At 50.9% G+C, this 13,335-nt stretch carries 11 protein-coding genes and 3 pseudogenes; 9 read left to right on the plus strand and 5 right to left on the minus strand.

Going from position 1 to position 13,335, the window contains the following annotated elements:
* Positions 1-56 precede the first annotated feature (56 nt).
* The gene (locus tag HGD79_RS23400; protein WP_000525365.1) at positions 57-560 is read right to left on the minus strand and encodes a YfbM family protein; all 504 of its coding nucleotides are present in this window, start codon (positions 558-560) and stop codon (positions 57-59) included.
* 102 nt (positions 561-662) lie between these two features.
* Positions 663-850, minus strand: a pseudogene (locus tag HGD79_RS23405) (aminopeptidase); the annotation flags it as partial.
* A 75-nt stretch (positions 851-925) separates the two neighbouring features.
* Between HGD79_RS23405 and HGD79_RS23410 the strand changes: the two are divergent.
* A protein-coding gene (locus HGD79_RS23410; protein WP_087599250.1) for an IS3-like element IS3 family transposase occupies positions 926-2,088 on the plus strand; the annotation gives its coding sequence in 2 pieces (ribosomal slippage) (positions 926-1,187 and positions 1,187-2,088; 1,164 coding nt in all).
* 32 nt (positions 2,089-2,120) lie between these two features.
* Here HGD79_RS23410 and HGD79_RS23415 read toward each other — a convergent pair.
* The 3 genes and pseudogenes from HGD79_RS23415 to rbn all read right to left on the minus strand — a co-directional run.
* Positions 2,121-2,553 (minus strand): annotated as a pseudogene (locus HGD79_RS23415) (hypothetical protein); the annotation flags it as partial.
* A gap of 388 nt (positions 2,554-2,941) precedes the next feature.
* A pseudogene (elaD, locus tag HGD79_RS23420) lies at positions 2,942-4,163 on the minus strand (deubiquitinase ElaD).
* Positions 4,164-4,350: 187 nt separating this feature from the next.
* Positions 4,351-5,268 (minus strand): ribonuclease BN, encoded by a 918-nt coding sequence (rbn, locus tag HGD79_RS23425; RefSeq protein WP_001300687.1) that lies wholly within the window; start codon positions 5,266-5,268, stop codon positions 4,351-4,353.
* A gap of 64 nt (positions 5,269-5,332) precedes the next feature.
* Here rbn and HGD79_RS23430 point away from each other — a divergent pair, with 64 nt between their 5' ends.
* The 8 genes from HGD79_RS23430 (at position 5,333) to menE (ending at position 13,228) form a co-directional block, all read left to right on the plus strand.
* Complete coding sequence (locus tag HGD79_RS23430) at positions 5,333-5,794, plus strand: GNAT family N-acetyltransferase (protein ID WP_000574091.1); 462 nt, start codon at positions 5,333-5,335, stop codon at positions 5,792-5,794.
* A 54-nt stretch (positions 5,795-5,848) separates the two neighbouring features.
* Positions 5,849-6,154 (plus strand): stress response protein ElaB, encoded by a 306-nt coding sequence (gene elaB / locus HGD79_RS23435; RefSeq protein WP_000070621.1) that lies wholly within the window; start codon positions 5,849-5,851, stop codon positions 6,152-6,154.
* A 78-nt stretch (positions 6,155-6,232) separates the two neighbouring features.
* On the plus strand, positions 6,233-7,528 hold the full coding sequence (menF, locus tag HGD79_RS23440) for an isochorismate synthase MenF (protein ID WP_001191399.1): 1,296 nt from the start codon (positions 6,233-6,235) through the stop codon (positions 7,526-7,528).
* A gap of 88 nt (positions 7,529-7,616) precedes the next feature.
* Positions 7,617-9,287 (plus strand): 2-succinyl-5-enolpyruvyl-6-hydroxy-3-cyclohexene-1-carboxylic-acid synthase, encoded by a 1,671-nt coding sequence (menD, locus tag HGD79_RS23445; protein WP_000116368.1) that lies wholly within the window; start codon positions 7,617-7,619, stop codon positions 9,285-9,287.
* Entirely contained in the window at positions 9,284-10,042 is a 759-nt protein-coding gene (gene menH, locus HGD79_RS23450; RefSeq protein ID WP_000600496.1) for a 2-succinyl-6-hydroxy-2,4-cyclohexadiene-1-carboxylate synthase, read from the plus strand. The genes menD and menH overlap by 4 nt, the downstream gene beginning before the upstream one ends.
* A 14-nt stretch (positions 10,043-10,056) precedes the next feature.
* A complete protein-coding gene (gene menB / locus HGD79_RS23455; RefSeq protein ID WP_000639996.1) occupies positions 10,057-10,914 on the plus strand; it encodes a 1,4-dihydroxy-2-naphthoyl-CoA synthase in 858 nt (285 codons plus the stop codon).
* Positions 10,914-11,876, plus strand: a complete 963-nt coding sequence (gene menC / locus HGD79_RS23460) for an o-succinylbenzoate synthase (protein WP_001255609.1) — start codon at positions 10,914-10,916, stop codon at positions 11,874-11,876. Before menB ends, menC begins: the two co-directional genes overlap by 1 nt.
* Positions 11,873-13,228, plus strand: a complete 1,356-nt coding sequence (gene menE, locus HGD79_RS23465) for an o-succinylbenzoate--CoA ligase (RefSeq protein WP_000577554.1) — start codon at positions 11,873-11,875, stop codon at positions 13,226-13,228. Before menC ends, menE begins: the two co-directional genes overlap by 4 nt.
* Positions 13,229-13,335 lie beyond the last annotated feature (107 nt).

Genomic DNA, 13,335 nt, shown 5'->3' on the forward strand with positions numbered 1-13,335 from the left:
TGTAAGTCAGAAAGCCGCCGACATGTTCGGCGGTTTTTTTTGGTGCCCTGACACCATCACCCAACAATAACCGTCAGCGCATGATTCCCTTGTCGCAGCATACGTCGATACGCGCTAATCAGCTTTTCCATATCAAGCATGATCGAAGCAAAGAGTTGCCCCTCTAACTCTTCTGAAAAGGTCACTCCCGGATAAATCTCCATTTCATTGAGTCGCTTAATGGAAAACTGTTTACGCAGCTCACTTCGATCCAGTGATTCCAGTCGGTCGATTGTCGCGGCTAACTCCTGATTCCAGGTCAATCCCAGGAAGCCATCTATGCCATCTTCGAGGCTGTGTTCACCAAGCACGGCACGACTCAGCGGATCATTCTTCGCGGGATCAAAAGCAGAGGTGCCTGTCAGCCCAAAGTGTAAAAAATCCCAGCGTTTATCAATATCCAGTCGGCGTAATCCTGAAAGCGTGTCATGTATATTATCCATCAAAGGTTTTTCAGTAGACTCAAGCAGTTGGTTAATCTTTTCTGAGTCAATTTCTGCAAAATAACCAATCATTCCCATTTATTTTTCCTCCATTGAATTTTATGTTTCGCATCTTAAAACAGACGAGGGAAAATAAAATGTACATGTCGCTGTTTCTGGACCCGCCTCGAGAAATTTTTATTATTTACTGTTGTGTAACAAGGTTATAACACCATCTGAGCCATTTTCTGATAATTCAATCTGTCTGCTGTATCACCGGGCAAGTGGTATTGTTTATTACGATAAAAAGCGGTGTCAGTAATCATTACGGCGGGAATATCGTGTTGCCAATAATTCAGGTGGTCAGAGAAATCAATACCGGGAATAAACCATGGGGCATGATCTTACCCAGCAATAGTGGACACGCGGCTAAGTGAGTAAACTCTCAGTCAGAGGTGACTCACATGACAAAAACAGTATCAACCAGTAAAAAACCCCGTAAACAGCATTCGCCTGAATTTCGCAGTGAAGCCCTGAAGCTTGCTGAACGCATCGGTGTTACTGCCGCAGCCCGTGAACTCAGCCTGTATGAATCACAGCTCTACAACTGGCGCAGTAAACAGCAAAATCAGCAGACGTCTTCTGAACGTGAACTGGAGATGTCTACCGAGATTGCACGTCTCAAACGCCAGCTGGCAGAACGGGATGAAGAGCTGGCTATCCTCCAAAAGGCCGCGACATACTTCGCGAAGCGCCTGAAATGAAGTATGTCTTTATTGAAAAACATCAGGCTGAGTTCAGCATCAAAGCAATGTGCCGCGTGCTCCGGGTGGCCCGCAGCGGCTGGTATACGTGGTGTCAGCGGCGGACAAGGATAAGCACGCGTCAGCAGTTCCGCCAACACTGCGACAGCGTTGTCCTCGCGGCTTTTACCCGGTCAAAACAGCGTTACGGTGCCCCACGCCTGACGGATGAACTGCGTGCTCAGGGTTACCCCTTTAACGTAAAAACCGTGGCGGCAAGCCTGCGCCGTCAGGGACTGAGGGCAAAGGCCTCCCGGAAGTTCAGCCCGGTCTGCTACCGCGCACACGGTCTGCCTGTGTCAGAAAATCTGTTGGAGCAGGATTTTTACGCCAGTGGCCCGAACCAGAAGTGGGCAGGAGACATCACGTACTTACGTACAGATGAAGGCTGGCTGTATCTGGCAGTGGTCATTGACCTGTGGTCACGTGCCGTTATTGGCTGGTCAATGTCGCCACGCATGACGGCGCAACTGGCCTGCGATGCCCTGCAGATGGCGCTGTGGCGGCGTAAGAGGCCCCGGAACGTTATCGTTCACACGGACCGTGGAGGCCAGTACTGTTCAGCAGATTATCAGGCGCAACTGAAGCGGCATAATCTGCGTGGAAGTATGAGCGCAAAAGGTTGCTGCTACGATAATGCCTGCGTGGAAAGCTTCTTTCATTCGCTGAAAGTGGAATGTATCCATGGAGAACACTTTATCAGCCGGGAAATAATGCGGGCAACGGTGTTTAATTATATCGAATGTGATTACAATCGGTGGCGGCGGCACAGTTGGTGTGGCGGCCTCAGTCCGGAACAATTTGAAAACAAGAACCTCGCTTAGGCCTGTGTCCATATTACGTGGGTAGGATCAGCATTCATAGAATAAACAGATAAATCCCGGGATGATAACAATGCCGTTTTTACCTGACGAACGGCGTTGATATCCTGTATTCTGCCGACCAGGCAATAAAGTCCCCCCGATCGGGATAAAGCCAGGACATTGCGGGTAAGGGTAATCCTGGCTACCAGGCGCAGAGTCGTAATAGCCAATCGGGGACGCCCTGCGCGGTAACTCTGGCACCGCTACTGACAAAGAACTCTTTTATATACTCTACGGACCTATTCAGATTATCAATATTGTCGGCATTACGTGGATGCACAGTTTATGTAAGATAACGAACTGTTTTTTCTAATTGCTCAGGACTGACGTGTCGGGGCGTTGGCGATAATGCAGTGACCCAGGGTTGGTAAAAATAATCAGAGGGAGTGAAATCAGAAATAATATAACAAAAGGATTTTTTTTCATATATAAATTATCAATAAAAGACGTTATTTTATCATTATTTATAATGAGTTATGAGTGTTTGTTTTATTACGGTTGTTAGATCTATACAAAAAGTATCTTTTACAGTGGCTTCGCTATTTTAAAAAGGAATTCATATAAGGAAAAATATAATTATGTTATTTATTGGCAGATTGAGTTGACAGGGGGCAGAACTCTGAGGGTAAGAAAAGTCAGCAACAACAATCCACTACATCAACAGACCAGCAATCGCGTGCCGAGATACGCTGGAAATACCCGAAGATTGAACTGGCGGATGGTGTGACTGACATCAGTCAGTGATGACTGTTTAGCAAACTATGTTCGACCAGTCAGCATATTTGCTGACTGGTCGAATTAATTAACAATGATGTTAACTCACTCTTTTGCCGGATGCTCTATTTTTGGGTTGTGAGTGTTTTATTTCTAATTGTGTATAAGAAGCATTGATTCGTGCATCGCCATATTTATCTAAATAACAATTTCTGTTTACCAGTCGATGTTGAAAATCAATTTCGTACTGCTCTTCTGCTGAATATTTTTTAAATCTGTCAGCATAGTTTTTTAATAACGTATAGGGGGCGCTGTCAGAATTGCTTTCCCTTTGTTCAATCACTTCCTGGGCTGCCATGCACACAAACGCACCGCAACTTTGGCTTAAGTATTGCTGAAGATCGGCATGTAAAAATATTATCTCTGGTTCATTTAAATGAACTTTTATATTATTATTCGACATTTCTCCCATGAGTTCAGAATTAAAACTATTAATGATACGCTTAAGTAAATTTTCTTTATCATGGCCTAGTGCACGCAATGAGTTGAATATGACGCATTTTATTTGTAGTTTATTATTTTTTTTTATTTGCTATTTTCTGTAGCGAAACTAATATCCAGTGTCCGCCAGTATTTATGGGGAATAACTGGACTTCATTCGGCCATGATGGATCGCTCTTAATATTTTCATTGAGAGCGTCTTCCAGGTGAGTTCTGGTGGAGTAGGGGACGTAGAGACCAGTAGGATAATTGACTTGAGTATTTTTTGCATTAGCGGCGATCTTCTGAAGATAGCAAGCTATTTCATCTGTGGTTAATTGACGATTTTTATCCCAGAAGTTTGTATCATCACTCAGTTCATTATTCTCATCATTTAAAAGCACCTTTGAAAGCGACTGTTTTTCAGATATAAGAGGAATTTCATCACCGATAATTGTCATTAATTTCGAAGGGGAGAATAGCTTTTTGAACAGGAGAGCATCTGAATTATCCGGACCAGTTGGTTTAAGGTGGGAGTTGGTTGCGGTATGTGCCAAATTATATAATTTTAAACAGGCATTTTTAATAAGTCGGATAATCGATAGGGTCTCATTTGTTGGGTTTCTAACAATATGGTAAAGAATATCTTCAGCTTTTTTTCCAAATTCATCATAACCTAACGCAATATTATGCAGTAACTCAATACTTTCTTCATCTCCGGATAACGCTGTTTTTTTTAAAGACTGCAGTAATTCCTCGGTCACAGTAAATTTTTCTGCAAATGTCTGACTGAGTTGGGTTTGAGATAATTGACAATAATTGCTGACAACTGTAACCATCATGGGCTCCTTTTAGTTGCAAAGGTTGTGCTGAATGAAGATAAAAAGAGGCAACTTATTGCTCTGAATATAGTGCGTAAGGAGATGAATAAATATCAAAAATCGCTCAATATGCCCGTGTGGGTGGATATATGTAGCGCGGGTTGCGATAACAGGGCAAGTTTCGCCCTGTTTTTAATAATAAGCAGAGTTAAACGTTAAACACGGTGAAATCATTCGCCAGTTCAGTCGCCGGGAAAATTGACCTGCATTCACGTAACAGGTGCTGACAACCTTTGTCATCATAGCGCGAGCTGACGTGGGTAATGATTAGCTTACCGACTCCAGCCTCACGGGCTAGTGTCGCAGCCTGGCGTGTAGAGCTATGGCCGCGACTATTGGCTTTGGCTTCCATGGTTATATCCAGCGTCGCTTCGTGCACCATGACATCGACACCTTTAGCCAGGTCAAGTGCGGCATCGCAGGGGCCGGTATCGCCGAAAATAGCGAGCGCTTTACCTGGCACTGGAGCAGCTAAGTAATCTGCGCCGTTAATCTGCCTTCCATCTTCCAGCGTGATTGTTTTGCCCGCTTTTAATTCCTGAAACAGTGGGCCAGGCGGCACGCCAGCAGCTTTTAATGCCTGGGCATTTAATGCACCCGGTTTATCATGTTCTTCAATACGATAGCCATAACATTCCAGTGGGTGTTCCAGCGGATAAGCGGTTACTTTGCGCAGGCCATCATCGAGAATTTCGCCAGCGCCAATTTCGACAATTTCCAGCGGATAATCGGTCCATGAGCCGCTAATCCGCAGCGCGGTTTCCACAAATTCACGGATACCTTGCGGACCATAAATCGTTAAGGGTTGGATAATGCCTGACATAGAACGACTGCACAGCAAGCCGGGTAAACCAAAAAGATGATCGCCATGAAGGTGACTGATAAAAATCTTGTCCAGTTTTCCAGGGTTAAAGGCGGTATGCAGTAGCTGATGCTGGGTGCCTTCACCGCAGTCAAACAACCAAAGTCCGCTCTGGGTCGGATGTTGCAGGTTAAGCAATATTGCCGTGACATTGCGCGTGCGGGTTGGCACACCGGCTGAAGTACCTAAAAAAATTAATTCCATGAGTTCATCACGTTTCAAAAAATATTCCGGCTAGTATAAGGCATACATCTAAAAGGAGAGCATTATGATTGAATGGCAAGATCTGCATCACTCTGAATTATCGGTTTCCCAGCTTTATGCCTTATTACAACTGCGTTGCGCGGTGTTTGTTGTCGAGCAGAATTGCCCTTATCAGGATATCGATGGTGATGATTTGACGGGGGATAATCGCCATATTCTCGGTTGGAAAAATGATGAACTGGTGGCGTATGCGAGGATTCTGAAAAGTGATGATGATCTTGAGCCGGTCGTTATAGGTCGGGTGATTGTCAGTGAAGCGTTGCGTGGCGAAAAAGTGGGGCAGCAGCTGATGAGTAAAACACTCGAAACATGTACGCATCACTGGCCTGATAAGCCTGTTTACCTCGGGGCGCAGGCGCATCTGCAAAACTTCTACCAGAGTTTCGGTTTTATCCCTGTGACGGAGGTCTATGAAGAAGATGGTATCCCACACATTGGGATGGCACGCGAGGTAATTCAGGCGTAATCAACAACCCTTGTCTATAGTTAGTGACAGGTTTTACGCAAATGGAGAACGAGAATGTCTAATCAGTTTGGTGATACACGTATCGATGACGACCTGACGCTGCTTAGTGAAACACTGGAAGAGGTGCTCCGCTCCTCTGGCGATCCCGCCGATCAGAAATATGTTGAGCTAAAAGCGCGTGCAGAAAAAGCGCTGGATGATGTGAAAAAACGGGTTAGCCAGGCTTCAGACAGTTATTACTATCGGGCGAAGCAGGCAGTTTATCGTGCTGATGACTACGTCCACGAAAAACCCTGGCAAGGAATTGGTGTGGGCGCGGCCGTTGGGCTGGTACTAGGACTGTTGCTGGCACGCCGTTAAAACCTCCCTACACCGGGGTACTGCATTTTTTTTGTAGTACCCCGTATAATGTGAGGCTTTTAACAGGGAGAGGTCCGCGTGCAATCACTTACTACGGCGCTGGAAAATCTACTGCGCCATTTGTCGCAAGAGATTCCGGCGACACCCGGCATTCGGGTTATCGATATTCCTTTCCCTCTCAAAGACGCTTTTGATGCCTTGAGCTGGCTGGCCAGTCAGCAAACGTACCCGCAATTCTACTGGCAACAACGTAATGGTGATGAAGAAGCTGCCGTCCTGGGCGCGATTACCCGTTTTACGTCGTTGGACCAGGCACAACGTTTTCTTCGCCAGCACCCGGAACACGCCGACTTACGCATTTGGGGGCTGAATGCTTTTGACCCGTCGCAGGGCAATTTACTTTTACCCCGCCTGGAATGGCGACGCTGTGGCGGTAAAGCCACGCTGCGGCTGACGCTATTCAGCGAAAGCTCCCTTCAGCACGATGCGATTCAGGCAAAAGAATTTATCGCCACACTGGTGAGTATCAAGCCCTTGCCTGGGTTACATTTAACCACCACGCGAGAACAACACTGGCCGGACAAAACGGGCTGGACGCAATTAATCGAACTGGCAACGAAAACCATCGCCGAAGGTGAGCTCGACAAAGTGGTGCTCGCTCGGGCAACTGACCTGCATTTCGCAAGTCCGGTCAACGCGGCGGCGATGATGGCTGCCAGTCGTCGACTGAATCTGAATTGCTACCATTTTTACATGGCCTTTGATGGCGAAAATGCTTTTCTTGGCTCTTCACCGGAACGGTTATGGCGGCGGCGTGACAAAGCGCTGCGTACTGAAGCGCTGGCGGGAACAGTAGCAAATAATCCTGATGATAAGCAGGCGCAGCAGTTAGGAGAGTGGCTGATGGCGGATGATAAAAACCAGCGCGAGAACATGCTGGTGGTGGAAGATATCTGCCAACGATTACAGGCCGATACCCAGACGCTGGATGTTTTACCGCCGCAGGTACTGCGTCTGCGTAAAGTGCAGCATCTTCGCCGCTGTATCTGGACTTCACTCAACAAAGCGGATGATGTGATCTGTTTACATCAGTTGCAGCCAACGGCAGCAGTTGCTGGCTTACCGCGCGATCTGGCGCGACAGTTTATCGCCCGTCACGAACCGTTCACCCGAGAATGGTACGCCGGTTCTGCGGGCTATCTCTCATTACAACAAAGCGAATTCTGCGTTTCCCTGCGCTCAGCAAAAATTAGCGGCAATGTCGTGCGATTATATGCTGGCGCGGGCATTGTCCGTGGTTCCGACCCCGAGCAAGAGTGGCAGGAAATCGACAACAAAGCGGCAGGGCTGCGTACTTTATTACAGATGGAATAGTAATGAGTCGCATCATTACCGATTCATATCAATAATCTATTTTTGTAGCTCCTTATACTTAGCCGCAATATTGATACCGGACAAACTCATGTCAGTAAGCGCATTTAACCGACGCTGGGCGGCGGTCATTCTGGAAGCATTAACGCGTCACGGCGTCAGACACATCTGTATCGCCCCAGGCTCGCGTTCTACACCGTTAACGTTAGCGGCGGCGGAGAATTCCGCATTCATTCACCACACCCATTTCGATGAGCGTGGACTGGGGCATCTGGCGCTGGGGCTGGCGAAAGTCAGCAAGCAGCCGGTGGCGGTGATTGTGACCTCCGGCACGGCGGTGGCAAATCTCTATCCGGCACTGATTGAAGCCGGGTTAACCGGAGAAAAACTGATTCTCTTAACCGCCGATCGCCCGCCGGAGCTAATTGACTGCGGCGCGAATCAGGCAATTCGCCAGCCGGGAATGTTCGCCTCTCACCCCACGCACAGTATTTCATTGCCGCGCCCGACCCAGGATATCCCCGCATGTTGGTTGGTTTCTACCATCGACCACGCTCTCGGTACGCTTCATGCAGGGGGAGTCCATATCAACTGCCCGTTTGCTGAACCGCTGTATGGCGAAATGGACGATACCGGGCTTAGCTGGCAACAGCGTCTGGGTGACTGGTGGCAGGACGACAAACCGTGGCTGCGTGAAGCGCCTCGTCTGGAAAGTGAAAAACAGCGCGACTGGTTCTTCTGGCGACAAAAGCGCGGCGTGGTGGTTGCCGGGCGCATGAGTGCGGAAGAGGGCAAAAAAGTTGCCCTGTGGGCGCAAACTCTTGGCTGGCCGCTGATTGGCGACGTGCTGTCACAAACCGGGCAGCCGCTGCCGTGTGCCGATCTTTGGTTAGGCAATGCCAAAGCGACCAGCGAGCTGCAGCAGGCGCAAATTGTGGTGCAACTGGGAAGCAGCCTGACGGGGAAACGGCTCCTGCAATGGCAGGCAAGCTGTGAACCCGAAGAGTACTGGATTGTTGATGACATTGAAGGGCGACTTGATCCGGCACACCATCGCGGACGTCGCTTAATTGCCAATATTGCCGACTGGCTGGAGCTGCATCCGGCAGAAAAACGCCAGCCCTGGTGCGTTGAAATCCCGCGCCTGGCGGAACAGGCAATGCAGGCGGTTATTGCCCGCCGTGATGCGTTTGGCGAAGCGCAACTGGCGCATCGCATCAGCGACTATCTGCCTGAACAGGGGCAATTGTTTGTTGGTAACAGCCTGGTGGTACGTCTGATTGATGCGCTTTCGCAACTTCCGGCAGGTTACCCGGTGTACAGCAACCGAGGGGCCAGCGGTATCGACGGACTGCTTTCGACCGCCGCAGGCGTTCAGCGGGCAAGCGGCAAACCGACGCTGGCGATTGTGGGCGATCTCTCCGCACTTTACGATCTCAACGCGCTGGCGTTATTGCGTCAGGTTTCTGCGCCGCTGGTATTAATTGTGGTGAACAACAACGGCGGGCAAATTTTCTCGCTGTTGCCAACGCCGCAAAGCGAGCGTGAGCGTTTCTATCTGATGCCGCAAAACGTCCATTTTGAGCACGCCGCCGCGATGTTCGAGCTGAAATATCATCGTCCGCAAAACTGGCAGGAACTTGAAACGGCATTTGCCGACGCCTGGCGCACGCCAACCACCACGGTGATTGAAATGGTGGTTAACGACACCGATGGTGCGCAAACGCTCCAGCAACTTCTGGCGCAGGTAAGCCATTTATGATCCTGCACGCGCAGGCAAAACACGGAAAACCAGGTTTACCCTGGCTGGTGTTTTTGCACGGTTTTTCCGGCGATTGCCACGAATGGCAAGAAGTGGGCGAGGCGTTTGCCGACTACTCACGGTTGTATGTTGATCTCCCAGGTCATGGTGGTTCGGCGGCGATTAGCGTCGATGGATTTGATGATGTCACCGACTTACTGCGTAAAACCTTGGTTAGTTACAACATCCTTGACTTCTGGCTGGTGGGGTACTCGCTTGGCGGACGGGTGGCGATGATGGCGGCTTGCCAGGGGCTGGCGGGGCTTTGTGGGGTTATTGTCGAAGGCGGGCATCCGGGGCTGCAAAATGCTGAACAACGTGCGGAACGTCAGCGTTCCGATCGCCAATGGGCGCAGCGTTTTCGCACAGAACCGTTAACGGCGGTATTTGCCGACTGGTATCAACAGCCTGTTTTTGCCTCGCTCAATGACGATCAACGCCGGGAGCTGGTGGCGCTGCGCAGCAACAATAATGGCGCAACCCTTGCCGCCATGCTGGAGGCGACTTCTCTCGCCGTCCAGCCTGATTTACGTGCTAACCTTAGCGCCCGCACATTTGCGTTTTATTATTTATGTGGTGAACGTGACAGCAAATTCCGCGCCCTGGCGGCGGAACTGGCTGCCGACTGCCATGTCATTCCTCGCGCCGGACATAACGCGCATCGGGAAAATCCCGCTGGCGTAATCGCAAGTCTGGCGCAGATCTTGCGTTTCTGACTAAAGGACACAATATGATTTATCCTGATGAAGCAATGCTTTACGCACCGGTTGAATGGCACGACTGCTCCGAAGGTTTCGAGGACATTCGTTATGAAAAATCCACCGACGGTATCGCAAAAATCACCATTAATCGTCCGCAGGTGCGCAATGCCTTCCGTCCTCTGACGGTAAAAGAGATGATCCAGGCACTGGCAGATGCGCGTTATGACGACAATATCGGCGTGATCATTCTGACTGGCGCAGGCGATAAAGCGTTCTGCTCCGGTGGTGACCAGAAAGTGCGTGGTGATTACGGCGGCTATAAAGATGATTCCGGCGTACATCACTTGAACGTGCTGGACTTCCAGCGTCAGATCCGTACCTGTCCGAAACCGGTTGTCGCGATGGTGGCTGGCTACTCCATCGGCGGTGGTCACGTTCTGCACATGATGTGCGACCTGACTATCGCAGCAGATAATGCCATCTTCGGTCAGACTGGCCCGAAAGTCGGTTCCTTCGACGGCGGCTGGGGCGCTTCCTACATGGCTCGTATCGTCGGGCAGAAAAAAGCGCGAGAAATCTGGTTCCTGTGCCGTCAGTACGACGCAAAACAGGCGCTGGATATGGGCCTTGTCAACACCGTGGTACCGCTGGCGGATCTGGAAAAAGAAACCGTCCGTTGGTGCCGCGAAATGCTGCAAAACAGCCCGATGGCGCTGCGCTGCCTGAAAGCTGCGCTGAACGCCGACTGTGACGGGCAGGCGGGGCTGCAGGAGCTGGCGGGCAACGCCACCATGCTGTTCTACATGACGGAAGAAGGTCAGGAAGGTCGCAACGCTTTCAACCAGAAACGTCAGCCTGATTTCAGCAAATTTAAACGGAATCCGTAATGCGTAGCGCGCAGGTATACCGCTGGCAGATCCCCATGGACGCGGGGGTGGTTCTGCGCGACAGGCGGTTAAAAACCCGCGACGGGCTGTACGTTTGCCTGCGTGAGGGCGAGCGCGAAGGGTGGGGGGAGATCTCCCCACTGCCGGGCTTCAGCCAGGAAACCTGGGAAGAGGCGCAAAGCGTGCTGCTTGCCTGGGTAAATAACTGGCTGGCAGGCGATTGCGAGCTACCGCAGATGCCTTCCGTTGCCTTTGGCGTAAGCTGTGCATTGGCGGAGCTGGCAGATACGCTCCCGCAGGCGGCCAATTACCGTGCGGCACCACTGTGTAATGGCGATCCTGACGATCTGATCCTCAAACTTGCTGATATGCCAGGCGAGAAAGTGGCGAAGGTCAAAGTGGGATTGTACGAAGCCGTGCGCGACGGCATGGTGGTTAATCTGTTGCTGGAGGCAATTCCGGATCTGCATTTGCGTCTTGACGCAAATCGCGCCTGGACACCGCTGAAAGGCCAGCAGTTTGCCAAATATGTTAACCCGGATTATCGCCACCGCATCGCGTTTCTCGAAGAGCCGTGCAAAACCCGCGATGATTCGCGAGCGTTTGCCCGTGAAACCGGCATTGCCATTGCCTGGGATGAAAGCTTGCGCGAGCCGGATTTTGCCTTTGTGGCTGAAGAGGGAGTGCGCGCGGTAGTTATCAAACCCACGCTCACGGGCAGTCTGGAGAAAGTACGCGAGCAGGTACAGGCGGCGCACGCGCTGGGGCTGACGGCGGTGATCAGTTCTTCCATTGAATCGAGCTTAGGCTTAACGCAACTGGCGCGGATTGCCGCCTGGTTAACGCCGGACACCATTCCAGGGCTGGACACGCTGGATCTGATGCAGGCGCAGCAGGTACGTCGCTGGCCGGGTAGCACGCTGCCTGTCGTGGAAGTTGATGCACTGGAGCGGTTGTTATGATCTTCTCTGACTGGCCGTGGCGTCACTGGCGGCAAGTGCGGGGAGAAGCCATCGCCTTACGTCTTAATGACGAGCAACTTAACTGGCGCGAGCTTTGTGCTCGCGTCGATGAATTAGCCTCAGGCTTTGCGGCGCAGGGCGTTGTTGAGGGCAGCGGCGTGATGTTGCGGGCGTGGAATACGCCGCAAACGCTGCTCGCCTGGCTGGCGTTACTGCAATGCGGGGCGCGGGTGTTGCCCGTGAACCCTCAGCTGCCGCAACCGTTGCTTGAAGAATTGCTGCCCAATCTGACGCTGCAATTTGCGCTGGTGCCGGATGGGGAAAACACGTTTCCGGCGTTAACGTCGCTGCACATTCAGCGGGTTGAAGGCGCACATGCCGCTACGTGGCAGCCGACGCGTCTGTGCTCAATGACGTTGACCTCGGGTTCTACCGGGTTGCCGAAAGCCGCTGTCCATACTTATCAGGCCCATCTTGCCAGTGCCGAAGGGGTGTTATCGTTGATTCCGTTTGGCGATCACGATGACTGGTTGCTCTCTTTACCGCTGTTTCACGTCTCCGGTCAGGGAATTATGTGGCGCTGGTTATACGCTGGTGCGCGGATGACGGTGCGTGATAAACAGCCATTGGAGCAAATGCTGGCAGGCTGTACTCATGCTTCACTGGTGCCAACACAACTCTGGCGTTTGCTGGTTAACCGCAGTTCCGTTTCCCTGAAAGCGGTGTTACTTGGCGGCGCGGCTATCCCGGTCGAGTTGACGGAACAGGCGCGCGAGCAGGGGATTCGTTGCTTTTGCGGCTATGGTCTGACCGAGTTTGCCTCCACGGTGTGTGCGAAAGAAGCCGACGGCCTGGCAGACGTTGGTTCGCCGCTGCCGGGTCGGGAAGTGAAAATCGTTAATAATGAAGTGTGGCTGCGGGCTGCCAGTATGGCAGAAGGTTACTGGCGTAACGGGCAACTGGTTTCACTGGTTAATGACGAAGGCTGGTACGCTACGCGCGATCGCGGTGAGATGCATAATGGCAAGCTGACCATTGTCGGACGTTTAGACAATCTATTCTTCAGTGGCGGAGAGGGTATTCAGCCGGAAGAAGTCGAGCGCGTAATTGCTGCACATCCTGCGGTTTTGCAGGTGTTTATCGTCCCCGTTGCCGACAAGGAGTTTGGTCATCGACCGGTGGCGGTGATGGAGTATGACCACGAGAGCGTTGATCTTAGTGAATGGGTGAAAGATAAGCTGGCCAGTTTTCAGCAACCGGTGCGTTGGTTAACGTTGCCGCCTGAACTGAAAAACGGCGGTATTAAAATTTCACGTCAGGCGCTAAAAGAGTGGGTGCAACGTCAGCAATAATTAACCCTCCGTTTCACTTCTCATTTCTGCCATTCCATTGCCGTTGATAAAGAGTTTATCTGTTAATCTGTAAATTGATGTGAAAACTCTTAGCAAACAGGATAATG

Source organism: Escherichia sp. SCLE84 (assembly GCF_012584495.1).
Lineage (GTDB): Bacteria > Pseudomonadota > Gammaproteobacteria > Enterobacterales > Enterobacteriaceae > ECMA0423.

Coding starts and splice junctions, on each gene's coding strand:
- menH (WP_000600496.1), top strand. CDS start 9,284: ATGATCCTGCACGCGCAGGCAAAACACGGAAAACCAGGTTTACCCTGG.
- menE (WP_000577554.1), top strand. CDS start 11,873: ATGATCTTCTCTGACTGGCCGTGGCGTCACTGGCGGCAAGTGCGGGGA.
- menC (WP_001255609.1), top strand. CDS start 10,914: ATGCGTAGCGCGCAGGTATACCGCTGGCAGATCCCCATGGACGCGGGG.
- menB (WP_000639996.1), top strand. CDS start 10,057: ATGATTTATCCTGATGAAGCAATGCTTTACGCACCGGTTGAATGGCAC.
- elaB (WP_000070621.1), top strand. CDS start 5,849: ATGTCTAATCAGTTTGGTGATACACGTATCGATGACGACCTGACGCTG.
- rbn (WP_001300687.1), bottom strand. CDS start 5,268: ATGGAATTAATTTTTTTAGGTACTTCAGCCGGTGTGCCAACCCGCACG.
- menD (WP_000116368.1), top strand. CDS start 7,617: ATGTCAGTAAGCGCATTTAACCGACGCTGGGCGGCGGTCATTCTGGAA.
- HGD79_RS23400 (WP_000525365.1), bottom strand. CDS start 560: ATGGGAATGATTGGTTATTTTGCAGAAATTGACTCAGAAAAGATTAAC.
- HGD79_RS23430 (WP_000574091.1), top strand. CDS start 5,333: ATGATTGAATGGCAAGATCTGCATCACTCTGAATTATCGGTTTCCCAG.